The sequence below is a fragment of the Proteiniclasticum sp. C24MP genome (assembly GCF_043951855.1).
In the GTDB taxonomy this organism is placed as follows: domain Bacteria; phylum Bacillota; class Clostridia; order Clostridiales; family Clostridiaceae; genus Proteiniclasticum.
The window spans coordinates 1-24,794 of record NZ_JBINJW010000011.1 but is presented as its reverse complement, the minus strand read 5'-3'; the positions used below and the strand labels follow the sequence as shown (position 1 = coordinate 24,794).

The following is a 24,794-nucleotide window of genomic DNA, read 5'->3' as shown; positions in this document are numbered from 1 at the left end:
TCCTTGTGTGATCTGTTTCCATAGACTTTCCATAGAAACTGTACTGCTTTTGATCAGTCATGAATATGATATATATTTCAAATGTGAAATAAGAGAATTATGTATGCAATTAATAAACATTAGTCTTTTTACAAGCCTTATTATCAGGAAAATTTTCTTATTTCTTAAACATGTACGAACAGGATTGACAACGGTTTCACCTTTGGTTAAAATAAAGACGAACAATAAATTCATAGATTGTTCAAAAAAAGACAAATAAGGCGAAGAATAGCCATTTACTGAAATGAAAGTCATATCTGACCGGGCTGAGCTGGAAATGACTGAAAATTCTTTAAATGATTCTTTTTATGCGTTTATTTGTCAGATCAAGAGAGGGGAAAAAAGAATGAAAAAGAATCGTAAACTTGTCATCCTATCTGCACTGCTTTCCAGCATGATGTTACTCTCAATAGGCTGTTCTTCAGGAACAGACGATGGTGACAACGATGGTACCGTAGATATCGGTATTGTTCTTCCCACAAAAGACGAGCCAAGATGGGTCCAGGATGAAACCAGATTCATGGAAGCTCTAGATGAAACCGAATACTCTGTAGAGATTCTATTCAGCCAGGGATCTTCAGCAAAGGAAAAAGAAAATGTAGAGTCACTGCTCACAAAAGGAATCGATGTGCTCATCATCTGTCCACATGACGGAGATGCCGCAGCAGCAGCTGCCGATGCCGCCGCCGCAGAAGGCGTGAAAGTCATTTCCTATGACAGACTGATCACAGGAACAGACGCAGTGGACTATTATGTGACATTTGACTCCATCGCTGTAGGTGCAGCGCAGGGTCAGTATCTCATTGACAAAGCATCCGGAACAGACAATCCGCTGTATCTGTATGCTGGCGCAGCTTCTGACAACAACGCATTCCTGTTCTTTGAAGGAGCATGGAGTGTACTTCAGCCTAAGATTGCAGATGGAACATTTGTAATCAAGAATTCACCAGAAGCAGTAAATCTTCAGGATAAAGCGGAACTGACAAGAGACGAAATGTCCAAGATCATCGGTCAGATCACAACAAACTGGGATTTCAATGAAGCAAAGAACAAAGCGGAATCACATCTGACAGCAGCTACAGCAGCTGACAAGGGTGATGTATTTATACTGGCACCAAATGATGGTACAGCAAGATCCATTGCTGACACATTTGCAACAGACAGCGACGTTTCAAGTTTTGTGGTTACAGGGCAGGATGCTGAAATGGCTTCTGTACAGTACATCATCGACGGCAAACAGTCCATGACGGTTTTCAAGGATGTAAGAACACTTGTGAAAGACTCCATTGATATGGCAGTTTCCATCCTGAAGGGTGAAACACCTGGAACTACTGGAGCTTATGACAATAAGTCCAAGGAAGTTCCTGCAAAGCAGACAGAAGTTATTACTGTAGACCAGGATAACGTTAAAGCAGCGCTGATCGACTCAGGATACTACGAAGCTTCTGAATTTACCGGACTGGAATAACAGACAGTCTGAATTCAAATCTTAAATGATCATGATAGTGAAAGCCCCCAAAGGCTTTCACTATTTATGATATTGTGGGGAAACAGGGTTGAATTATCCTGATGTTTTCTGCACAGTAAGATGATTTACGCGAAACAGAGGAGAGGGATATATTATGGAGAAAGCCCTTAAGACAGACTACATTCTGGAAATGAAAAACATCACCAAGGAGTTTCCAGGCGTGAAAGCGCTGGACAATGTGAATTTCAAAGTCAAACGAGGTGAAATTCACTGTCTGGTAGGCGAGAACGGAGCCGGCAAATCCACACTGATGAAGGTTTTATCAGGCGTATGGCCTTATGGTTCCTATGAAGGAGACATTATACTTAACGATGAAATACAGAAATTCCAGGGGATACAGGATAGTGAAAAAGCTGGAGTTGCAATCATATATCAGGAACTGGCACTTATACCGGAACTTTCCGTGTACGAAAATATCTATCTGGGACATGAGATCAGAAAAGGCAGAGTCATCGACTGGAATGAAACCATCAAGATGTCCGGGGAGATGCTGAAAAAAGTAAGACTGAACGTCAATCCCGAAACGAAGATCAAGGAGCTTGGCGTTGGTAAACAGCAGCTCATCGAAATCGCCAAGGCCTTCAGCAAGAATGTAAGTCTCATTATTCTGGACGAGCCTACAGCAGCGCTGAATGACGATGACTCGGAAAATCTTCTGAAGCTTCTTCAGGAACTGAAGGAAGAGGGTGTGACGTCCATCATGATTTCCCACAAGCTGAAGGAAGTGATACAGATCGCGGATACGGTAACCGTATTACGAGACGGAAAAACAATCTGTTCCCTTTCCAAAGAGAAAGGTGAGATCTCGGAACCTGTTCTCATTCGAAACATGGTCGGTAGAGCCATTGATGATATTTTCCCGAAGAGACTGGTGAAAAATATCGGCGAAGTCACGCTTGAAGTAAGAAATCTTAATGCAGTGAATCCCAAGAACGGGAAACAGGTGCTGAAGAACGTCAGCATTCATACGAAAAAGGGAGAAGTTGTGGGTATAGCAGGGCTCATAGGCGCAGGTCGAACAGAACTGGCCACCAGCATCTTCGGCAATCCCAAAGGATTCAGGATGGATGGGGAAATAGTTCTCAATGGTGAAGTCATGAACTTTCATCATCCCAAGGATGCCATCAAAGCAGGCATCGCCTACGTCACTGAAGATCGTAAAGCGGAAGGGCTCATTCTTCTTCAGGACATCAAACACAACATTTCCATGGCAAACCTCAAAGCCATTTCCAGCAGAGGGGTTGTCAATGAGAATGAAGAAATCAACGTGGGAGAATATTACAGAAAATCACTGAACATCAAGACTCCTTCTGTAGAACAGCTCACAAGAAATCTCAGTGGTGGAAATCAGCAGAAGGTATCCATTGGAAAATGGCTTAACACGAGACCTCAGGTACTTATTCTAGACGAACCGACTAGAGGAATCGATGTAGGTGCGAAGTTTGAAATCTACACCATCATCAACAGTCTGATTGCAGAAGGCATGAGCATCATTATGATTTCCTCGGAGCTTCCCGAAATACTGGGCATGAGTGATCGCATCTATGTGGTGGCAGAAGGAAAGATCACTGGTGAACTTGGTGTGGAAGAAGCCACTCAGGATAAGATCATGGAACTTGCGACAGTCTGAATAAGTGGAGGAGGAAAAAATATATGGAACTTTTAAATGATCTTAAAACCATGCTGAAAAAGAACATCAGAGAATACGGCATGTTCATTGCGCTGTTTGCCATCATGCTTGTGTTTTCCATTCTGAGTGATGGAGTATTCATGTCTCCCAGAAACATCAGTAATCTGATCAACTCCATGGGATACATTGCAGTGCTTGCTGTAGGTATGACGCTGATTCTGGTCATCAAGCACATCGACCTTTCCGTAGGATTTGTGGCAGGATTTCTAGGTGCTGTGGCAGCTACACTGCTTGTGTCATACAATCTGCCGGTACTTGTCGTGATTCCAGTCGTACTGCTGCTGGGTGTCCTCATAGGACTCTTCAACGGCTTTCTGGTTGCGAAGCTGCAGATTCCTGCTTTCGTTGTAACACTGGCGGGAATGCTCATATTCAGAGGAGCGTTGCTCCAGGTTACTTCAAGAACCGGAACCATCATTGTTCCGAATCAGTTCTTCAACAACATCGGTGTCGGATATATACCGGATCCTTTCAAGCTGATTCCAGGTTTTCATACCCTGACGCTGGTTCTCGGTGCGCTTTTCATCGTGTATTATATCTGGTCCCAGTTTAAAAACCGAAGGAATAAGCTCAAGTACAATTTTGAAGTGGTGCCCATCAAGATCTTCTATATCAAGATGGTTTTCGTGTCCTTTCTCATAGGATACGTCACATACATCCTTTCCGATTACAACGGGCTTTCCTGGACCGTGGTCATCGTACTCGTCGTGGTGGCGATCTATCATTTCGTGACCACAAAAACGGTTCTGGGAAGACATATCTATGCGGTGGGTGGAAATGATGAAGCAGCGAAGCTCAGTGGAATCGATGTGAAGAAAGTCACGCTTTTCGTTTTCGCATCCATGAGTATGCTGGCAGCCTTATCCGGAATTCTTTTCACTGCAAGACTTCAGTCCGCCACCGTAACAGCCGGTACCGGATTTGAACTGGATGCCATCGCATCCGCTTATGTCGGAGGCGTTTCCGCAGCGGGTGGTGTGGGCAGAGTCACAGGGTCCATTATCGGAGCCCTTGTCATGGCTTCACTGACCAGTGGTATGAACCTTCTTAATGTTGGGGCATCCTATCAGTACATCATAAGAGGTGCCATTCTCATCCTTGCAGTCATCTTTGATGTACAGACAAGAAACAAGAGCAAATAAGGATGGAAGAAAGAGAATAAAAGAGTGTAGATGAATAAACAGAGACCGGAAATCCATACGGATTTTCAGGTCTCTGTTTTATTCTTTCTATGATTAGTTCAGGTTCATGATTCAGAAACATCCTGTCATCTTCTGGGAATCTTCCAGATTCTGAAGAAACGGGAAAACTGTGTTGCTGAGACGACGACTTTATGTTCCTGGTTGTTCTCTTCCGTGAAAATATACCCGGAACCCATCTGTTCAGTGAATGCATATCCTTTGAGAACCGGAAGGGATGAAAGGAGTGCCTCATCCGCACCCGTTTCAGAAATATAGTAGAGCTGCTGAGCGTCCTCATCATACTGCAGAAAATCCTCGTCACTGAACGCGAGTCTCAGAGCTCCTGATAATACAGAAACTGTGTGATCTTCCTGCGTCAGCAGTGGCTTTGCTCCTATCAGAAGAAATACCGCCATAAGAAGCAGCAGAGAGAAGAGCAGGGTTCTTTTTTTCATGCACATCACCTCCATGACCGATAGGTTCATTATAACAGCGGTGTCTGAGAAAACTGGAACAAAACCATTACATTCCACGTGTTGATGGAAAGTGGAGAACCTGCGCTATTCTAAATGAGTCGTCTTTTCGCTATAATGAAGTATAGATTAAGTGAAGAGTAGGAGATCGAAATGGAATACATGAAATTATTAGACAGCTGCACCCTCTGTCCCAGAAGCTGCAGCGTCAATCGCAATCAGGGGGAAATCGGATCCTGTGGAGTCTCAAGTGAGCTTCTTGTGGCGCGGGCAGCTCTCCATATGTGGGAGGAGCCCTGTCTGTCGGGTGAAAATGGCTCAGGTACCGTATTCTTTTCCGGATGCGCCATGGGCTGCGTCTTCTGTCAGAACCATGAGATCGCCTCAGGCAGAAAAGGAAAGTATATTTCCGTTTCGAGGCTGGCTGAAATCTTTCTGGAGCTGCAGGAGAAAGGGGCAAACAACATCAATCTTGTGACCCCGAGCCATTATGTTCCTCAGATCGTTATGGCCATAAAAGAGGCAAAGAAAAATGGTCTGTTTCTTCCTGTGGTCTACAACAGCAGCGGATATGAGAAAGTGGAGACGCTGAAACTCCTCGATGGGCTCATCGACATCTATCTGCCGGATTTCAAGTACATGGATACTGGAATCGCTTCGAGATACTCCAGGTGTGGAGATTATGAAGCGTATGCCAGGCCTGCCATAGAAGAGATGGTAAGACAGACCGGAGAACCGGTTTTCAGTGAGGAAGGCATCATGATGAAGGGAACCATCGTGCGCCATCTGAGCCTGCCGGGTTATCTTGATGACTCCAAGGATATTCTGACGTATCTTCAGGATACCTATGGGGAAAAGATCTTCATCAGCATCATGAATCTGTACACGCCCATGCTGACGCTGGATAACTACCCCGAACTGAAAAGAAAAGTGACAAAGGAAGAGTATGATGAGCTAGTGATGTTTGCAAAGCTCATCAGAATCAGAAATGCATTCATTCAGGAAGAAGAGACTCAGGATGAGAGCTTTATCCCTGTCTTTGATGGAGAAGGCGTATAAACCTGCATCAACATCAGAATCATAGGAAAGAGGGAGATCATATGGAACTTCTGAAAAAGCTGAAAAGAAAGAAAGAGGAAAAGCTGTATCTGCTGAATCTGCCTGAGATACTGGAACATCTGAGAGAAGAGTTTCAAAGCGTGCTGCCGGTGGAAGATACCCTGAAAGAGGAAGAAGCGGATTTCATACTGGCTTTTTTCCATACTCAGGAGGAAATAAAAGAGAGGCTGCCTCTCATAATGGAAAAGGTTCATGATGACACGCTGCTCTGGGTATCCTACCCGAAGAAATCATCCAGAAAGGTTACTTCGGACATCACAAGAGACAAGGGCTGGGAAGTGTTCGGTGAATACGGCTATGAACCGGTGAGCCAGATATCCATCAGTGAAGACTACTCGGCGCTGCGCTTCCGGCCACTGAAAGACATCAGAAGCTTCAGAAGAAACGAGAAGATGATTCTGTCGGAAGAAGGAAGAAAGAGAATAAGTGCGGAGAAGAAAGAAAAGGAACTGGACGGCAGGTAAAGAGAAAGAGGAGATGCAGCTGAAATGCACCTCCTCTTTCATTTCCTATGAGCCCCTCACGACTTATTTTTCTCCTGCTTCACAATCCTTCCAGGGTCGCTGATGATTTCAATGGTGGAGTGACTGACGCGAAGCTCTGTGGTGAGAAACCGCACTTCCTCTTTGATGTCTTCGATCTTTCTCTGACTGTCTGTGGTGACGAAAAGGGTGGCATTCATGGCGTTCTCCTCCCCGTCGATGGACCAGATGTGCAGATGGGTCACTGCATGAACATCATGGACCTTCAAGATGTCTTCTTCCAGTCTGTCCAGATCCACATGAGAGGGGACGCCTTCCAGGAAGATGTGCATGGTGCTGATGAAGAGCGGCAGTGTCTTCACAAAGATGAAGGCGGCAATGAGTAGAGATAGAATCGGATCAAGTATATACCAGCTGGTGTAACGGACCACGATGCTTACTGCAAGTACGCCCACCCAGCCCAGAACATCCTCCAGCATATGGACATTCAGCACTTTCTCGTTCTGACTGGTGCCTCTGCTTAAGAGCCAGGCCGCATACCCGTTCATGGCGATGGCAAGAACAGAGATGAAGAGCATGCCCTCTGCATTGACTTCTTCAGGTGCCAGCAGTCTTGGAATGCTTCTGGCGAAGATGAAGAGGGAACCTACAAGAAGGACCACGGCAGTGATCAGTGCACCCATGAGAGAAAATCTCTGATGACCGAAACTGAAGCGGTTGCTGGGCTCTTTTCTTGAATATCGCTGGAAAATCCAGGAAAGTCCAACGGAAACGGAATCTCCGAAATCATGTATGGCATCGGATAAGATGGCCATGGAGTTGAAGAGAAGACCGAAGACCACTTCAAAAATCGAGAAGAAGAGATTCAGGAAGAATACGATCTTGATGTTCTTCACGGACCTGTCGGGATTTCTGAAATCCACATCATGGCTGTGACCGTGATCATGACCATGACCTTTCTGATGCGTATGGGCTTCCTGAGCCATGAGTTTTTCCTTGTCTTTCGGATAGGCGATGACTTTCTCCTGAGCGAAGATGAGCCTGACTTCCTCATCTTTCATGTTTTCAGGAACGGTGATTTCCCGTTTTTCATAGTCCACGCGCACCTCTTCCCCGTGGGGAAGTTTTTTCAGCCTCTGTTCCAGTCTGTCTCCGCAGTCTCTGCAGTGGAGACTCTGCAGTTTATATACTCTCATGGAAATTACTCCTTCAGTGGTTTATTTTAGCACTTTCATTAGAATTATCTTATCACAGCTGAAAGTTCTTTTGCTATTCAATCCGGATGTTGTATGATAAATAAAAGAAGATTAGGAGAGAATCACCATGGGTAGTTCGAAGAAGGATCGGGAAATATTTGAATATATGCTGAAGGATCTTCTTCATCATGAAGAGGTGCTAAAGATGAAAGGCTTCATCCAGCACGGAGACCTTTCCACCTATGACCATGCTGTGAACGTGGCATGGACCAGCTACAGGCTTTCTAAGAAGCTGGGGTTGAAGGTGGATGACAGAAGTCTTCTTCGGGGCGCTCTCCTTCATGATTTCTATCTCTATGACTGGCATGTGAGAGACGAAAACAGGAAGAGATTCCATGGTTTCCATCATCCCAGGACAGCGCTTCGCAATGCGAAAAGACATTTCAGCGTCAATGAGATCGAAGAGGATATCATTCTGAAGCATATGTGGCCACTGACTCTGAAGTTTCCAAAGTATAGGGAGAGCTTCGTTGTCATGATGGCTGACAAGATCTGCAGCATAAAAGATACCCTCGGATTTGAAAACAGTGAAAACAGAGAACCCTAAAAGAATACATCAGAAGAAATGAAGCAGGAAGAAAAAGAAAAAATGCTTCAAGGAGGATAAATGACCATAGAATTCAGCAATGCGAAAATATATGTTCTGAATCATAAAGAGGATTTCAGGGACAGAATTCTTTCCTGGTATCAGTGGGAGAGAAGAACCATGCCTTGGAGAGAGGAGCCTCTCCCATACTACATCTGGCTGTCGGAGATCATGCTGCAGCAGACAAGGGTGGATACGGTGATTCCCTATTTTCATCGTTTCATCGGGAAGTATCCAGACATCAGAGCACTGGCGGAGTCCGATACAGAGGAGCTTATGAAATACTGGGAAGGGCTTGGTTATTATAACCGTGTCAGGAATCTGAGAAGCACAGCCATCCATCTGGTGGAAAACCATGAGGGAAGACTTCCGGAGACCTATGAGGAGCTGATCAGACTCAAAGGCATCGGAGAATACACGGCAGGAGCCATCGCCTCAGAAGCCTTCGGGGAAAAGGTGCCTGCAGTGGACGGGAATGTCTACCGTGTCATGGCGAGGCTTCTGGGGGTCAAAGAGGACATCAAGGAGAGAAAGACCCAGAAACTTCTGAAGGAAGCCGTGAGGGATCTTCTTCCGGATCAGCAGGTGGGGGATTTCAATCAGGGACTCATCGAAGTGGGCGCACTGATCTGCATCCCCAACGGAAGCCCCAGATGTGGTCTCTGCCCTGTGAAGAAATACTGCATCGCCTTCGAAGAAGAGATCCAGGATGAGATACCCAGAAAGAAGAAAGCCAAAGAGAAAAAAGTGGAAGAACGCACTGTGCTTCTTCTGGAACATGAAGGGACCTATGCCATCCGGAAGAGACCCGATGGGAAACTTCTTGGAGGACTCTATGAGTTTCCTCACGAAGAAGGTTTTTATGTGAAGGAGGAAGTGGAGGAGCTTGTGAAAGAAATGGATCTTGTGCCGCTGTCTATAGAACCTCTGAAGGACAAGAAATTTCTGTTCACGCATATAGAATGGAAACTGAAGGCTTATCACATCAAAGTGGAAAAACCAGGAGAAATGATGCTTTTTGAACCCAGGGAAACCATCCGGGAGAAATATACGCTGGCAACCGCCTTCAGAGAATATCTGGAGAAGCTGGATGAGGAAAATCAGCAGACTTTTCTCTAGATTGGAATCAGTATGCAATGTCAGATTTTCCGAGAAGGAATGGGAAGGAGGAGTGGAAAGATGCCGTTTAAGATTGTAAAGGGCGATATCACAGAAATGAAAGTGGATGCCATCGTCAATGCCGCCAACACCACCCTGAAAATGGGGGGAGGCGTCTGCGGCGCCATTTTTCTGAAGGCAGGTCCAGAAGAGCTTCAGAAGGAATGCGATGAGATCCATATGTGTCCTGAGGGAAGTGCAGTGATAACGAAGGGATACAGACTGAAAGCGAAGCACATCATCCACGCGGTGGGTCCCATCTGGCAGGGTGGACATCATCAGGAGGAAGCAAAGCTTCGAAGCGCTTATGAAAGCGCGCTGAATCTCGCTCAAAGCCATGATCTGGAGTCTGTGGCCTTTCCGCTCATCTCCTCGGGCATCTATGGCTATCCCAAGGAGGAAGCACTGAGAGTGGCCAGAGAAGCCATCACGGACTTTCTGGAAGACGCCGATCTTCTGGTGTATCTGGTGATCTATGATCAGAAATCTCTGAAGATCAGCGCGGAGAGAAGATCATCCATCGAGAAGTATCTACTGGAATACTACGAGCATGAACAGAGGAGAGGTCTTCTCAAAAGAAAGAGGGAGCTTCCTGAGTACTATGCGAACAGTACTCTGGAAGTGCCTTCCATGGCCAGTGAAGCTTCCATGGAGAGCATCTCGCTGGAGGACTATTTCGAAAAACTGGAGGAGACCTTTTCGGAAAGACTCTTGAAACTCATCGACGAAAAAGGGTATACCGATGCACAGGCCTACAAGAAAGCGAACATATCAAGACAGCACTTCTCCAAAATCAGAGTGGATAAAGATTACAAGCCCAGCAAGACTACAGCCATCTCCTTTGCCATCGCTCTGGAGCTGAATCTGGACGAGACGCTGGACCTTCTGGGGCGTGCAGGATTCACCCTTTCCCATTCCAGCCAGTTCGATACCATCATCGAGTATTTCCTCGTCACGAAGAACTATGATATCTTTGAAATCAATGAAAGTCTCTTTGCCTATATGCAACAGACACTGACCTAGAGAAATGTCGCCCGGGAGGCGACCTTTTTCATTTCCGCCTCTGCTATGATTACAGCATCAAAGCGATGGAGGGAACGAAAATGAGAAAAGAAAAACGAACAGACCTGGTCATGATTCTGGACAGAAGCGGTTCCATGTCAGGACTGGAAAGAGACACCATCGGCGGCTACAATGCCATGCTGGAGGATCAGAAAAGACTGCCTGGAAAAGCATACGTCACCACGGTGCTCTTCAACCACAACGTACGGATTCTCCATGACAGGGAAGACATCCGTTTTGTGAGACCTCTGAATCATAGAGATTACCATGTATCAGGCACCACAGCACTCTATGATGCCATCGGCATCACACTGGACCATATGGAGAATCACTACAAGGAGAGGGGCAACAGGGATGACCGCGTCATGGTGGTCATCACCACTGACGGGATGGAGAACGCCAGCACGGAGTATCATCTGGCAGCCATAAAAAGCAGAATCCAAAGGCTGAAGGAGCGTTATGGTTTCGAATTCATTTTTCTGGGTGCCAACATGGATGCGGAGTATGTGGCGGAGGATTTCGGCATTCAGAGAGACCGCGCCGTGACGTATCATGCGGATGTGGAAGGGACGAAACTGAACTTTGAAACCATCAGCTGTGCGGTGGAGAACATGAGAAGAAGCAGTGCCATTCCTGATGACTGGAAAAAGAACATTGAGAAGGACCATAAGGAAAGAAAGAGAAAGGATCCGCACAGATAGACTGGATACAGATGCACATGGCATCAGAGAAAGAGAGCGTAGCGCTCTCTCTTTTTCTGTGCAGACAGAAAATGGAAAAGATCGGTTCAATATATATTTAACGATTCCGGTTAAATTAATTCAATATTTTGTCAATAAATGGTAAGATAGAAGAGTAATATGGAATAAAGTTGGGGGTTAATCAATATGACAACAGTTAAAAAGGTACTTACAGGGAATGAAGCCGTCGCAAGGGGTTTTTATGAGGCGGGAGGGCTTCTGGCTTCCAGTTATCCGGGGTCTCCCACTGTGGAGCTTCTGGAATCTGTGAAGAAGTATGAAGGTGTCTATGCGGAATTCAGCGTGAATGAAAAAGTGGCACTGGAAGTGGCTATCGGAAGCTCCTTTTATGGAGCGCGTTCCATGGTGTCCATGAAGCATGTAGGCGTCAACGTGGCCATGGACCCGCTCATGACCTTCACCCAGACACCCATGAATGGAGGATTTCTGCTTGTCACAGGAGATGATCCCGGTATGGCCAGTTCCCAGAATGAACAGGACAACCGGATCATCGGTAAGTTCGCCAATATGCCGATCTTTTTTCCTGGTAGTTCTCAGGAAGCGAAGGATTATGCCAAGCTTGCCTTTGATCTGTCCGAAGAATATGAAACACCCATGATGCTGGATATCACCTCCAGAGTCTGTCATGCCAGAGGAATCGTCACGGAAGAGCCTCGGGTGGAATATGAGCCTAAGGGCTTCACACCGGACAACTCGAAATACACCATGCTTCCACCCATCACCCATGCCAGGCAGTTTGCCATGAAGGAGAGAATAGAAGCATTTTCAAAATATGCGTATGATGCACCGGTGAATCTTCTGAAAGAAGTGGAAGGATCCAGGGTGCTTCTCATCGCATCAGGGCTCGTCTATCACAATCTCATGGAGCTTAATGTTCCCTACAGCATCTACAGACCGGGTATGATCTATCCGCTGAGTGGAGAAAGACTGAAGGAGCTCAGTGAAAAATATGATCGGATCATCGTCATTGAGGAACTGATGCCTTTTATGGAGAATGAGCTGAAGCTCATGGGCATCCCCTGCGAAGGGAAAGAGTGGTTCTCCTTCACGGGAGAGCTCAATACGGAAAATATCGAAGAGGGCCTGTTCAAGGCGGGTCTCATCACAGAAAGAAGGCTGGAACTGCTGGAAAGAAAAGAGATGGTATCAAGACCGCCCATGTTCTGTTCAGGATGTCCTCACAGACCGGTCTTTGATATTCTGAAGAAGATGAAGGTTCTTGTCATGGGCGACATCGGATGCTACTCCATGTCGGTGCTGCCGGCGTTTGAGGCATCCCACACCATGATCAGCATGGGTGCCACGGTAGGCATCACCAAAGGCATGAACAAGGTCATGCGCATGAAAGGAAACGACAAGCCTCTGGTATCTGTCATCGGTGATGGAACCTTCTTCCATTCCGGTATGACGGGGTTCGCCAATCTCATGCATCAGATGGAGGAAAATGATAATATGACATTCATCATCCTTCAGAACGGAACCACTGCCATGACCGGTGGTCAGGGCAACGGAAGTTCAGGAAAATATGATGTCAATGACGATATGCACATCGACATCCAATCCATGCTGAACACCATGGGCATCGAGAACGTGCAGTACGTGGATCAGTTTGACTACAACCTGTTCCGAGACACACTGAAGGAAGAAGTGAAGAAGAAGGGCATTTCGGTGATCATCGCCACAAGACCTTGTGCACTGAAATTCAAGATCAAGGAGCCGAATTACTATGTGGATCCGAAGATCTGCATCGGCTGCAGATCCTGCGTCAAGACCAACTGTCCGCCCATCAGGATGAAGCAGTATCCGGGCATCGATAAACTGAAATCTTCCATCGATCCCAACATGTGTGTGGGATGTAGTGTGTGCGCGCAGGTCTGTCCTGTAGGCGCCATCAAGAAATCACTGAAGGGGGAACAGAAAGAATGGATTTAAGAAGTATCATCATCGCAGGAGTAGGTGGACAGGGACTGGTCCTTGCCACAAGAATCATTTCAGAAGCCGCATTCAAAGCAGGTCTGGATGTGAAAACCAATGATGTGGTCGGGCTCTCGCAGAGAGGCGGCACAGTCTGGGGTACGGTGAAGATGGCTGAAACCGTGCATTCCCCGAACATCCTGCCAGGCGAAGCGGACATCGTGCTGGGCATGGAACCTCTGGAAGCTTTGAGATGGAGCCATGGACTGAAAGAGGGAGGGCTTGTGATTCTCAACACCAACAGAGTCTATCCTACGCCGGTGCTTCTGGAGAAGGAGAAGTACCCTGAAGAGGAAATCGAAAAACTGAAAGAGAAATTCAAGGTCATTGAAATTGATGCTCAGGCGGAAGCCAAAGCCTCAGGCAACATCAGAGCGGCAAATACCATCATCCTCGGTGTGCTTTCGAACTTTCTTGAAATCGAGGATGAAGTATGGCATGAAGTGCTCAAGGAGAATGTTCCGAAAAAGGCAGTAGAGGAAAACCTGGTCGCCTTCAGGAGGGGTAAAGCGTATGTCAGAGAGTAAAAGACTTTTCATAGGAATCGAACTGAATCAGATCCACAAGGAAAATCTGTCAGAGACCAACAAGAGAATCATGATGCATCTGAAAGAGGGACATCCTACACCAAGAGACAATTATCATATCACGCTGAGGTTCCTGGGTGAAACCAGGGAGAACAGAATTCCGGTCATAGAGGAGATCATGCAGGAAGTGGCCATGAAATCTCAGCTCTTTCTCACCTATATGGCAGAGCTTGATGAATTCAGAAAAGGAGACCGGTCCACCATCTGGATGGGGGTGAAGAGCAGGGAAAAGCTGGCGGAGATCCGTGAGCTGCTGGATGAAGAGCTGGAGAAGCTGTTCTACAAGAAAGACCCTTCGACTTATGTTCCTCATATCACACTGGTGAGAAACGGGGAATATCTGGAAAACGTGGAAGGCATCGAGGAGCTGAACCATAAGATGAAGCTTCCGAAGCTTCCGATTCTCATGGACAAACTGGTTCTGTTTGAAAGTGTGAAAGAAGGAGAGGAGCAGAAGTACATCAATATCTACGAGACTCCTCTCAATGTGAAGAGAGTGTAGGGTTCTCCTAGGATAACGGAGTAAGAACTATGAGAGGTCCTGGCTGAGATGGATGAAATCTTCTGCCGGGACTTCACATTTTCAGAAAGAGTTTTCTGAAAGTACACAGAGTATACACAGCTCCACGGCTGAGGTATGGGAAAATAAAGAGAAGAGAAACAGGAAAGGAGAGTACTTTATGGGCGTTCAGATATTCATCAATTACAACGGAGACTGCAGAGAAGCTGCAGAATACTACAGTGAGGTCTTCGAAACGAAACCTCCGGTATTCATGACCTTCGGGGAAGGCATAAGAGAAGAGGATCACAGTGTTCCGCTGGAAGCCATGAATCTCATCATGTATACGGAACTGGAGATTGAAGGAGACCGCATCATGATGTCGGATATCTTCCCGGGCATGGAATACAAGGTGGGAAACAATATGAATCTCACGGTCATCTGCAAGGATGTGGAAACTGTCACGAAGTATTTCTATCGGATGAAGGAAAATGGAACGGTGGAAATGGAACTTCAGGAAACGGAGTGGAGCCCCATCTACGGAAGCATCACCGACCAGTATGGAATCCACTGGCAGTTCAACGCTTCACCGGAAGTGGGAGAATTCAGCATAGAGTCCTGATCAGAAAGCGGATAGCACGCCTATCCGCTTTCTCTATGGGAAATATATGGAAGTATGGAAAGAATTAAGCTTTTCTTCATGTCATTCTTTCTGGAACTACGCTATAATAAGCAATATAAAAGCAGTTGAAAGAAATGAAATAATCATATTGCAAGGAAACCCTGCAGGAAGAGGTGAGCATTATTTTAGACAAGAAAACCGTAAAAAGCCTGATAACCATCATTTTTTCCGCAATTCTGTTTGCGTGGGCTTTAAAACACATTCCGTTTATCATGGACGTCTTCGGCACCGTTCTGAAACCGATGGTACCGCTGTTTATCGGTGGTGCCCTGGCCTTTGTGCTGAACATCTATGTGAAGCAGCTGGAAAGACTTTTCTCCGGGATCGGAAAGAAGAAAGTGAAAAGAGCAGTGAGCATCGTTGTGGCACTCCTGACACTGATTCTGATCCTGGCACTGGTGCTTCTCATCGTCATTCCGGAAATGGCCAGAACCTTCGACAATATCGGGAAAATGCTTCCTGATTTCTTCGAAGATGCAAAAGTATGGCTGGAAGGTATCATGGGCAGTTTCCCTATGTTTGAAGATTATCTGAACAATGTGGACCTCTCCCTTGAAAACATCGGAGAAACCCTTATGGATGTCATCATGGTGGGTGGAAACAACCTGGCGGACTTCACGGTGAGCGTTCTGACCAGACTGTTCTCAGGTGCCATGAACATTCTCCTGGGTCTCATCTTCGCCATCTACATTCTATTTGACAAGGAGAATCTGGGCAGGCAGGTGAGAAGAATTCTTTATGCGTACCTGCCAGAAAAAAGGGTGGACCAGTTTCTGGGCATCACCATCCTTGTCAGCGACATCTTCCAGAAGTTTGTCACAGGGCAGCTTACGGAAGCGGTGATTCTGGGCATGATGTTCGTGGTCTCCATGCTGATCTTCGGATTCCCTTACGCGGTGGTTGTAGGGGTACTTGTGACCCTGACAGCGATCATCCCCATTGTGGGTGCGTTCATCGCCATGGCCATCGGCTTCTTCCTGATCTTCGTGAACAGTCCTGTACAGGCCTTATGGTTCCTGGTGCTGTTCTTTGTACTGCAGCAGATAGAGGGAGATTTCATCTATCCTAAGGTTGTAGGCAATTCCATCGGGCTTCCCGCCCTCTGGGTGCTGGCGGCAGTCATGGTGGGGGGAGGACTCTACGGAATTCTTGGGATTCTTCTGGCAGTACCCATCGCATCCGTCTTCTATGTGCTCATCAAGAGAAATGTGGGTAACAGACTGGATGACAAGGATGTAGACGAACGAAAATACAAATAGCTGAAATCACAAGGAGTCCGCACTGAGCTGGACTCCTTTCTTGGGTAGTAAAAGTCAAGTGCACTGCAGTCTGATTGTTCCCGGATTCATAAAGGTTTTAAGTCGGAAATGGATGGAATCAATGATATAATAAAGAAAAACAGCTTCAGGAGAGATAACATGTATTTTATGATCATAGGGGAGCTGAGACTTCTCAAGCCCGCACAGACCAGATCTCAGGTGGAAAAAATGCTTTCGGATACACTGAAGAAAGTCAATGGAGACTATAAGGAGGTCATCGCATCGAATTTCTCGATGACCATCGGAAATGAGTTTCAGGGGCTTCTATCATCTGGGGATTCCGTCATGGAAATCATCGATGAGATCCGATTCCGCATGGATGAGGTGGAGCTTTTCTTCGGCATCGGCGTAGGTGACATCGAGACAAGGATCAGCAAGCTGAGCATCGGAATCGATGGTCCCGCCTACTGGAACGCGAGGGAAGCTCTTCTGGCGCTAAATGAGGACAATGATTACGGCAGTACGAAGATCCGCATCGAAGCAGACGAAAACAGAAATCTTGTGCGGATCATGAACGAGACCATAAGGCTCTGCGGGTATATTGAAAGCCGATGGAGAGACACCCAGAAAGAAGTGGTAAAGAAATCGGTGCTTCTTCATGGACATGACCTTTCAGTGAAGCAGATCGAACTGGCCGGGGAACTGGGACTTTCCACCCAGGCGCTGAATCAGAGAATACAAAGCAGCGGCTACTATAACTACATCCGTGCAAGGAAAGAAATATCTCTGCTTCTTGAAGCGGAGTGGGGAAAAGAGAAAAGACAGTAAAGATTGCCCTATACAGGGCAGCTTCAGAAATCATGGAAATCGGAGGTTCACTTTTGAAGAAAACACAGAGCATCGTCATCATACTTTTTCTGATTCTTTCAGCCTTCTTTCTCGTCGGCTATGAAAAGAGCGGCAGGAATGAAAACAGTGACCAGGAAAAGGCTTTTCTGGCGCAGGAAGGGCTTGATCTCTGGGTCATCTCGGACCTTCACTTCCTTTCCCCTTCCATCAATGATCAAGGCCCTTCCTTTCAGCGGTATATGGAAGTGGGGGACGGAAAGAATCTGAATGAGATCCATCGGATTACAGATGCCTTCAAAGATGAGATCATAGCTGCGAAGCCCGATGGCCTGATTGTCAGCGGCGATCTGACAAACAACGGCGAACGGGAAAGCCATCTGGATCTGGCTGCGCTCTTTCTAGAGATCGAGGATGCGGGCATAGAAGTCTATGTGACCCCGGGAAATCATGATGTGAACAATCCCTATGCAAGAGGGTTTCAGGGGGAAAAGCAGACCAGAGTAGATACCGTTTCACCGGAAGCGTTCAGGGAGATCTATAAGCAGAACGGATTTTCGCAGGCTTTTTCCGAAGATGAAAATTCCTTGAGCTATGCCGTGAAAGCGAATGAGAAAACCTGGATTCTCATGATCGACACAAACAGATACCAGAGAAATATGGAGCTTGGCTATCCGGAAGCTGGAGGGATCCTGAGCCTGGGTACCTTCACATGGATGAAGGAAGTTCTAAACAGTGCGCAGGAGGCAGGGGCTGAAGTCATCACAGTGACCCATCACAACGCGCTGATGCACAGCGGCATCGCCAGAGAAGGATATATGATCGACAACCATGAGGAGTATCTCGGCATCATCAGAAGAAGCGGTGTGAAGCTCAATCTCACAGGTCATATCCACATTCAGGACATCACGGTCAATGAGGAAATGGACCCTGTCTACGAAATCGCCACCAATGCGCTTTCCGTTTATCCTCATAAATACGGCAGAATCCGGGTGTCTGAAGAGTACGGCATCGAGTACCGGAGCAGAAAACTGGATCTCACTGAAATCATGCTGGGCAGTGCCCTGAAGGATTTCCGGTCTCTGGATGCCTATTCGAAATCCTATTTTGAAGAGAAGTCCGCGACACGGATCTATCATAGACTCCTTGAAGAGTCGAACGCCACAGAAGAGGAAGCAGGTATCATGGCAGAAGCCATCGGCATGCTGAATGTGCTCTATTTCGGGGGTGATGAAGATCAGCTCACGGAAGAAATGAGACTTCATGAGGGTTTCCGCCTTATGGGGGAAGTGGGGGACGAGAAGACGGCGTATTATATGCAGCGGATCCTGAATGAATCTGGTCCGGATGACAATATGCTCAGAATCGGTGAATGAACTTTGAGAATCTTTGAATTTCAAAGTACGTGTAAAGATTTACAGCGCAGATAATGTTCCACGATTTGTGTCAATCTCATATTTATTCAGAATTCAGGTTGACACTTTTTTCGTATTGAGATAGTATAGAGGCAACAATTTAATAGTGACCTCATCTTTGTAAGGTGAGGTAGAGGAGCGGTATTTAAGAACCATGGAGAAGCAGAGGAAGCAAAGATCCCATGGCACAGGAAATTTCGCCGAAGTGTAAAGTGGCCTCACCGCTTTATGCTGGGCTTGCAGTTAAGAGCTGCAGGACTGTCCTTATGGCTTACCCAGGTTATAAGGTTGAGCTATCTTATCAAGGGAAAGAAAGGGGTTCAAGGGTTGCATTTTAATGCCTGAGTTCGTCTCGGGTATTTTTTTATTTGTCGGAAAAACACTATTAAAACGTTAGAATGAATAATTATAAATAATAGGAAGCTGTATATGTATAATATGCAGACGAAAAGGAGAGAAACATAATGAGAAGAATCAGTATGATGATCATGGTAATCATGAGTGCGTTGGTGATAGTAACAGGATGCGGAACAAAGATCGATGCCGAAGGGGATGGCGTATTCAAGGTAGGAATGGAAGCCGGCTATGCACCGTTCAACTGGACACAGAGCGATGATGCAAGCGGCGCAGTGAAGATTGAAGGTACGGAAGAATATGCGGCTGGATATGATGTGGAGGTTGCCAAGAGGATTGCAGAAGGTCTTGGAGAAGAGCTTGTCATCGTCAAGGTCGAATGGGACGGACTGGTTCCTGCACTGAAGTCAGGCACCATCGATGCCATCATCGCCGGTATGTCTCCTACGGAAAAGAGAAAAGAATCCATTGATTTCACAGACAACTACTACATGTCCGATCTTGTCATTGTTGTGGCAAAAGACGGTGCCTATGCAGGTGCACAGAGTCTTTCCGATTTCAGCGGAGCGAAGATCACAGCGCAGCTGAACACCTTCCACTACGATGTCATCGATCAGATCGAAGGCGTACAGAAGCAGACAGCCATGGACAACTTCTCCGCCATCAGAGTGGCCCTGGAGTCCGGTGTCATTGATGCCTACGTGACAGAAAGACCGGAAGCGGTTAGTGCTTCCGCAGCCAACGACAAGTTCACTTTCATTGAACTGACAGACGGGTTTGAGACTTCCCCTGACGATACAGCCATCGCGGTCGGAATCAAGAAGGGAAATGAGACACTGGTTGAAGAAATCAACGCCATTCTAGGAGAACTCTCCGTAGAAGAGCAGCAGAGCATAATGGATCAGGCGATTCTGAATCAGCCTTCCGCAGAGTAAAATGTGATACCTGGCTTCAGCGGTGCTGAAGCCGGTTTTCCACGAGGAGGATAAAATGACACTGGAGACTATTTTTGATATAGCCGTAAGCAACTGGCCGATGTTTCTGAGAGGGGCTTTGTCCACTTTACAGATTTCCATCATCAGTACCATTCTGGGTACGATTCTGGGACTTGTCATCGGCATCATAAGAACCATACCGCAGCCGGAGAGAGGCATGAAGAAAATCTTCCTTAAGATCGTCAATGGTCTCATGTCTGTCTACATTGAAGTGTTCAGAGGGACACCTATGATTGTACAGGCCATGATCATCTACTACGGGGTAGCCAATACCTACGGCATAGATATGGACAGAACCTTCGCCGCGATTCTCATTGTAACCATCAACACCGGTGCATACATGTCTGAGATCGTAAGAGGAGGAATTCTCTCCATCGACAAGGGACAGTACGAAGCGGCTCAGTCCATCGGAATGACTCACTTTCAGACCATGATGAATGTGGTCCTGCCGCAGGTTGTCAGAAATATCCTTCCAGCCACAGGAAACGAATTCGTCATCAACATCAAGGATACTTCCGTTCTGAACGTGATTTCCGTTACAGAACTGTTCTTTGCCACAAAATCCGTTGCCGGTGTAAACTACATGTATATGGAAACATTCATTGTAGCTGCCATGATCTACCTCGTGATGACCTTCAGTGTAACCAGAATCCTGAGATTCATCGAGAGGAAAATGGACGGCCCGGAAAACTACAATCTCACAGGAAACCAGATGCAGGTGCTGAAACCGGAAGATCTGGCACACAAAAGCGAAGCGAGGGGGAATTAGAAAATGGAACATATCATAGAAATCAGTCATCTTCGAAAATCCTTCGGCGATCGCGAGATTCTGAAGGACATCGACTTCAGAGTGGATGCGGGTGAAGTGGTCTGTATCATAGGCGCTTCCGGTTCCGGAAAATCCACGCTGCTTCGATGCATCAATCTGCTGGAGACACCCTCAGGCGGAGAGATCCTCTACAAAGGCAAGAACATTCTAGGGGAAGAAATGAGCATCAATGCCTATAGAACCAAGCTCGGCATGGTGTTCCAGCAGTTCAATCTCTTCGAGAACCACAATGTGCTTTCAAACTGCGTGGTGGGCCAGATGAAGGTCCTGAAGAAAAGCAGAAAGGAAGCGGAAGAGACTGCGCTGAAATATCTGAAGGTGGTGGGCATGGACCAGTATGTCAATGCGAAGCCCAAGCAGCTTTCCGGTGGACAGAAGCAGAGAGTGGCCATTGCAAGAGCTCTTTCCATGGAGCCGGACGTGCTTCTTTTCGATGAACCCACCTCTGCACTGGACCCTGAAATGGTGGGAGAAGTGCTGAAGGTCATGAAGGATCTGGCGGAAGCGGGCCTTACCATGATTGTGGTGACCCACGAAATGGCCTTTGCCAGAGATGTATCAGACCGAGTCATCTTCATGAACGATGGCGTCATTGTGGAAGAAGGACACCCGAAGGACATCTTCAATGCACCGAAGGAAGAGCGTACGAGAACCTTCCTTCAGAGAACACTGAAAGAGAATTAATATAGAAGCGGCAAGCCCTTTCTGAGACAGGAGAAAGAGGACTTGACCGCTTCTTTTTCATTGGGCTCAATGGATACTTTACCGGCAGTTCATTACTTGGTGTTATGGTAACGGTAGACTGGCTGACATGTTGTCGGTATCGGGTTGAAAGAATGAGGCGAATGTAAAAATGAAAATTGCAGTAGTGACAGACAAATCAAGAGCAGAGATTCTTCATAACGAAGAAGGGCTTCTTGAAGACAGCTTCAAGGAATCAGTAGGAAAAGCAGTGGTGAAAGCGCTGAAAAGCAGATATGATGTGATTCGAATTCCTTTTGAGGAGAATCTCATTGAGAGAATCAGGAAGGAGAAAGTGGATTTTGTTTTCAATCTCTGCAACGGTATTCAGGGAGAATCCAGATTATCCCAGCTTCCCTCCCTTCTGGAGAAATACGGGATTCCCTATACGGGATCGGGACCCCTTCCCCATAACATCGCATACAACAAGATCTTCTCGGGGAAAGCGCTTCAGGCAGCCTCCATACCCACACCCGGATTCTTTACCTGCATGAAGGTGGAAGAGCTCTCCGCCATGGACCTGACTTATCCACTTCTGGTGAAACCCAAGAACGAAGGATCCAGCCGTGGCATAAGAGATGACTCCCTGGTGCACAATTTCGAGGAGCTGACGAAGAAGGTGAAGCATCTTCTAGAGCACTACGATCCGCCGGCGCTGATCAATGAATATATAGACGGAAAGGAGTTCACCGTTGGGGTTCTTGGAAACGGACAAGAGCTGTTGACGCTTCCGGTCATGGGCATCGATTTTTCGAATCTGCCTCTGAAGTTCAGGAAATTCTACAGTTTTGAAGTGAAGCATCATTATGATGATTATGTGCGTTTTCAGATTCCCGCCCAGGTGGAGCATCATGTGGAGGAGAAGATCAGAGCCACAGCGGAAGCTGCCTTCAAGGCGCTGGGCTTAAGAGACTATGCGCGCATCGATATGCGGGTCATGGATGGGAAGCCTTATGTCATCGAGGTGAACTCCTTGCCGGGGCTTCATCAGGAAATAAGCGATCTGGTGAAGATGGCGAAGGTCATCGGCATAGGCTATGAGGATCTGATTCTTCATATCATGGATTCGGCAAGAAGAAGATATGAGCATCTGTCCGGCGCAGACTACAAGATCCAGACCAGTCCCGCAGTATAGATGAGAGATTTTCTGAAAAGAAAGCGGAAACCTCTGTAAGGGGTTTCCGCTCTATAAGACACCTTCCGACGCAGCAAGAGAACAGATCCATTTATACGGACCTGTTCTCTTGCTGCGTCTTCTTCCATTTTCATTCATGAGGAATGTTTTTCTGCTTTTCCTGCAGCGCCTACTTCGAAACCATGCTCATCTTCTAGCTGCTGATGAGAAACACCGCTTTCCCGTGAAGCTTGCCGGCTTCATGGAGTCTATGGACTTCTGGTACATCTTCCAGTTTCCAGGTGGAAGAAACTCTTGGCTTCAGTTTTCCTTCCTCGACCAGTTCCGAGATTTCATGAAGTCTTTCTCCGCCTCTTTTAGCCTGTTCGCTGAGCAGCGTGATTCTGTCCTTGTCTCCGGCGTCCTTTGGAATACCGGTGGTGCTGACGAATCGTCCGCCGTCTTTCAGAAGAGGGAACAGTTTCTTCATTTCGTCTTCTTTCAGCGGGGCAAGGTTGTAGATGAGATCGAGCTTTTCCGTGATGACATCCGTGAGGTTCTCTTTTCTGTAATCTATGCTCTGAAGGATGTCCATCTCCTCGAGGACGGAAAGGGTCTCCGTGCTGCCGGTACCGATGATCTGTGCATTCTTCAGTTTCGCCAGCTGAACGGCCATGACACCTACTCCACCAGTGGCTCCATTGATGAGGATGCGCTGGTTTTCTCTGAGCTCACCCAGGTCATAGAGGCCCTGGTAGGCCGTGAGGGCGCTCAGCGGGAGGCTGGCCGCTTCCGCATAGGACAGGCGCTCTGGTATGAGATCCGCATCCTTTTCCTTCAGAACCGTATACTCCGCATAGGAGCCGTTCTCCTTGATGCTGAGATAGCTGTAGACCCGGTCTCCTTGTCTGAATTTCCTTGCTTTGTCTCCTGAAGCCACCACTTCGCCTGCCAGGTCCACTCCGAGAATTCTGGGTCTGCTGACATCGATGAGCTTTCCGAACTCGCCGCTTCTTGCGGCGGCATCAGCCGGATTGAAGGAAGCCGCATGTACTTTCACCAGCAGCTCATCTTCTTTCGGAACCGGAATGTCCAAGAGGGATGATTTGAAAACCGAAGGGTCCCCGAACTTCTCTATGGTCATCGCACGCATTTTATCCATGTGAAAATTCCTCCTTTTTTCTGCTTCTTACCTCAATATACGACAAAAAAACCTGGACTTTGAGCTCTGGAGCGCATTGTTAACAGAAGGTTTCTAAAATCATAATAAATGATTCCTATAGATTGATATAATAAGAGTATTAGTGAGGTGAAGGACAAATGGCCAAACGACTTTATTTCATCGCGAAACCCTCTTATCAGGGCCTTATCGTGGAGAAGACCATACATTTTGAGAATTTTCGTGGTCAAAGCTTGAATCAGAAACATAAATCCATCGAATCTATGCATCATGCCATCAGAGCCTATGAAAGCGGAGGAAAGATACTGGAAGTATCTTCAGACTCTCCTGATCCCTTGGGCAGAAAACTTACAGGGGATGCTCTTCTGGCGGAAACCCGGGACGGGAACAGGGTCCCTGTCATGAATATTTTCGAAAGCGCTAAAGTATTTGAAAAAGGAGGCCCATACAGAGATCTTCTGGAAGCGGATCCTGCTGATGTCTCGAAGGATCAAAGACTGAAGAGCTCAGGAAGACTTCTGGGTTTTCATTTTGAAGATGTTCCCTACAGCCTGACGCCAAGACATCTGTTCTTTGACTGGATCTACCTGAAGACCTTATATGACCGGAAGGAGCTTCATGAAGAGCTCGCCGGCTATGATATGGTCACGGACATCGGATACAATATGAGTACTATGTTCGCAAGCTCTGCCAGAGCCTGCGCCTATTTCATCAGTCTCTATCATGCAGGGCTTCTGGATGAAGTCATGAAAGACCTGGATTCATTCCGGAAGATCTATACGATGGTATTCTGAAACACCGGTTTACAGTTCCAAGCTATGGTTCTCTTAAAAACCATGGCTTTTTAGCGTATACTGAAAATAGAAGCGGACAGGAAAGAGAAAAGGAGGGAGATCTTTTGAAAAAAGCTGCAGTGAAGAAAAGCGGATCCATGGGGATGATTGAAGAGAGACCGGAAAAAGAAGAACTGATTTCGGTCACGCT

Annotated in this window: 24 protein-coding genes and 1 riboswitch; of the genes, 21 read left to right on the top strand and 3 right to left on the bottom strand. The window is 46.8% G+C overall.

What is annotated here, in order from left to right; genetic code table 11:
* The first annotated feature begins 385 nt into the window (after positions 1-385).
* From ACHAL6_RS09115 to ACHAL6_RS09105, 3 genes are all read left to right on the top strand, one after another.
* Positions 386-1,507: a sugar ABC transporter substrate-binding protein gene (locus ACHAL6_RS09115; protein ID WP_395270242.1), complete on the top strand. Its 1,122-nt coding sequence runs from the start codon at positions 386-388 to the stop codon at positions 1,505-1,507.
* A 154-nt stretch (positions 1,508-1,661) separates the two neighbouring features.
* On the top strand, positions 1,662-3,197 hold the full coding sequence (locus tag ACHAL6_RS09110; protein WP_395270240.1) for an ATP-binding cassette domain-containing protein: 1,536 nt from the start codon (positions 1,662-1,664) through the stop codon (positions 3,195-3,197).
* 23 nt (positions 3,198-3,220) lie between these two features.
* Complete coding sequence (locus ACHAL6_RS09105; protein ID WP_395270238.1) at positions 3,221-4,399, top strand: sugar ABC transporter permease; 1,179 nt, start codon at positions 3,221-3,223, stop codon at positions 4,397-4,399.
* Positions 4,400-4,524: 125 nt separating this feature from the next.
* On the opposite strand, the gene ACHAL6_RS09100 is transcribed toward ACHAL6_RS09105, so the two are convergent.
* Positions 4,525-4,893, bottom strand: coding sequence for a hypothetical protein (locus tag ACHAL6_RS09100; RefSeq protein ID WP_395270237.1), 369 nt, complete (start codon positions 4,891-4,893; stop codon positions 4,525-4,527).
* A 171-nt stretch (positions 4,894-5,064) separates the two neighbouring features.
* On the opposite strand from ACHAL6_RS09100, the gene ACHAL6_RS09095 reads away from it, so the two are divergent.
* Positions 5,065-5,970 carry a radical SAM protein gene (locus tag ACHAL6_RS09095; protein WP_395270235.1) on the top strand — a complete coding sequence of 302 codons (906 nt, stop codon included), beginning with the start codon at positions 5,065-5,067 and terminating at the stop codon, positions 5,968-5,970.
* A 41-nt stretch (positions 5,971-6,011) separates the two neighbouring features.
* Positions 6,012-6,494, top strand: a complete 483-nt coding sequence (locus ACHAL6_RS09090) for a hypothetical protein (RefSeq protein ID WP_395270234.1) — start codon at positions 6,012-6,014, stop codon at positions 6,492-6,494.
* A 56-nt stretch (positions 6,495-6,550) separates the two neighbouring features.
* On the opposite strand, the gene ACHAL6_RS09085 is transcribed toward ACHAL6_RS09090, so the two are convergent.
* Positions 6,551-7,708, bottom strand: a complete 1,158-nt coding sequence (locus tag ACHAL6_RS09085; protein WP_395270233.1) for a cation diffusion facilitator family transporter — start codon at positions 7,706-7,708, stop codon at positions 6,551-6,553.
* A 127-nt stretch (positions 7,709-7,835) separates the two neighbouring features.
* Here ACHAL6_RS09085 and ACHAL6_RS09080 point away from each other — a divergent pair, with 127 nt between their 5' ends.
* The 15 genes from ACHAL6_RS09080 to ACHAL6_RS09010 all read left to right on the top strand — a co-directional run bounded on the left by ACHAL6_RS09080 (position 7,836) and on the right by ACHAL6_RS09010 (position 22,651).
* Positions 7,836-8,315: an HD domain-containing protein gene (locus tag ACHAL6_RS09080; protein WP_395270232.1), complete on the top strand. Its 480-nt coding sequence runs from the start codon at positions 7,836-7,838 to the stop codon at positions 8,313-8,315.
* A gap of 60 nt (positions 8,316-8,375) precedes the next feature.
* Complete coding sequence (gene mutY, locus ACHAL6_RS09075; protein WP_395270230.1) at positions 8,376-9,473, top strand: A/G-specific adenine glycosylase; 1,098 nt, start codon at positions 8,376-8,378, stop codon at positions 9,471-9,473.
* Between the two features lie 60 nt (positions 9,474-9,533).
* Entirely contained in the window at positions 9,534-10,535 is a 1,002-nt protein-coding gene (locus ACHAL6_RS09070) for a macro domain-containing protein (RefSeq protein ID WP_395270228.1), read from the top strand.
* An 80-nt stretch (positions 10,536-10,615) separates the two neighbouring features.
* Positions 10,616-11,275, top strand: coding sequence for a VWA domain-containing protein (locus tag ACHAL6_RS09065; RefSeq protein ID WP_395270226.1), 660 nt, complete (start codon positions 10,616-10,618; stop codon positions 11,273-11,275).
* 186 nt (positions 11,276-11,461) lie between these two features.
* Positions 11,462-13,267: a thiamine pyrophosphate-dependent enzyme gene (locus ACHAL6_RS09060; protein WP_395270224.1), complete on the top strand. Its 1,806-nt coding sequence runs from the start codon at positions 11,462-11,464 to the stop codon at positions 13,265-13,267.
* Complete coding sequence (locus ACHAL6_RS09055; protein ID WP_395270223.1) at positions 13,258-13,836, top strand: indolepyruvate oxidoreductase subunit beta; 579 nt, start codon at positions 13,258-13,260, stop codon at positions 13,834-13,836. Before ACHAL6_RS09060 ends, ACHAL6_RS09055 begins: the two co-directional genes overlap by 10 nt.
* On the top strand, positions 13,823-14,398 hold the full coding sequence (thpR, locus tag ACHAL6_RS09050; RefSeq protein WP_395270222.1) for an RNA 2',3'-cyclic phosphodiesterase: 576 nt from the start codon (positions 13,823-13,825) through the stop codon (positions 14,396-14,398). Before ACHAL6_RS09055 ends, thpR begins: the two co-directional genes overlap by 14 nt.
* A 178-nt stretch (positions 14,399-14,576) precedes the next feature.
* Positions 14,577-15,017 carry a VOC family protein gene (locus ACHAL6_RS09045; RefSeq protein ID WP_395270220.1) on the top strand — a complete coding sequence of 147 codons (441 nt, stop codon included), beginning with the start codon at positions 14,577-14,579 and terminating at the stop codon, positions 15,015-15,017.
* A gap of 173 nt (positions 15,018-15,190) precedes the next feature.
* Complete coding sequence (locus ACHAL6_RS09040) at positions 15,191-16,336, top strand: AI-2E family transporter (protein ID WP_395270218.1); 1,146 nt, start codon at positions 15,191-15,193, stop codon at positions 16,334-16,336.
* A 159-nt stretch (positions 16,337-16,495) separates the two neighbouring features.
* Positions 16,496-17,164 (top strand): SatD family protein, encoded by a 669-nt coding sequence (locus tag ACHAL6_RS09035; RefSeq protein WP_395270216.1) that lies wholly within the window; start codon positions 16,496-16,498, stop codon positions 17,162-17,164.
* A 53-nt stretch (positions 17,165-17,217) separates the two neighbouring features.
* Positions 17,218-18,558 (top strand): metallophosphoesterase, encoded by a 1,341-nt coding sequence (locus tag ACHAL6_RS09030; RefSeq protein WP_395270214.1) that lies wholly within the window; start codon positions 17,218-17,220, stop codon positions 18,556-18,558.
* Between the two features lie 162 nt (positions 18,559-18,720).
* Positions 18,721-18,901: riboswitch (Lysine riboswitch) on the top strand.
* A gap of 157 nt (positions 18,902-19,058) precedes the next feature.
* Positions 19,059-19,886: a transporter substrate-binding domain-containing protein gene (locus tag ACHAL6_RS09025; RefSeq protein WP_395270317.1), complete on the top strand. Its 828-nt coding sequence runs from the start codon at positions 19,059-19,061 to the stop codon at positions 19,884-19,886.
* A gap of 55 nt (positions 19,887-19,941) precedes the next feature.
* Complete coding sequence (locus ACHAL6_RS09020) at positions 19,942-20,715, top strand: amino acid ABC transporter permease (protein ID WP_395270212.1); 774 nt, start codon at positions 19,942-19,944, stop codon at positions 20,713-20,715.
* A 3-nt stretch (positions 20,716-20,718) separates the two neighbouring features.
* On the top strand, positions 20,719-21,459 hold the full coding sequence (locus ACHAL6_RS09015; RefSeq protein WP_395270210.1) for an amino acid ABC transporter ATP-binding protein: 741 nt from the start codon (positions 20,719-20,721) through the stop codon (positions 21,457-21,459).
* 169 nt (positions 21,460-21,628) lie between these two features.
* Entirely contained in the window at positions 21,629-22,651 is a 1,023-nt protein-coding gene (locus ACHAL6_RS09010; protein WP_395270208.1) for an ATP-grasp domain-containing protein, read from the top strand.
* 193 nt (positions 22,652-22,844) lie between these two features.
* Here the strand turns inward: ACHAL6_RS09010 and ACHAL6_RS09005 are convergent, their stop codons facing one another.
* Positions 22,845-23,792, bottom strand: coding sequence for an NADP-dependent oxidoreductase (locus ACHAL6_RS09005; RefSeq protein WP_395270206.1), 948 nt, complete (start codon positions 23,790-23,792; stop codon positions 22,845-22,847).
* 158 nt (positions 23,793-23,950) lie between these two features.
* Here ACHAL6_RS09005 and ACHAL6_RS09000 point away from each other — a divergent pair, with 158 nt between their 5' ends.
* Entirely contained in the window at positions 23,951-24,604 is a 654-nt protein-coding gene (locus ACHAL6_RS09000; protein ID WP_395270204.1) for a DUF6977 family protein, read from the top strand.
* Positions 24,605-24,794 lie beyond the last annotated feature (190 nt).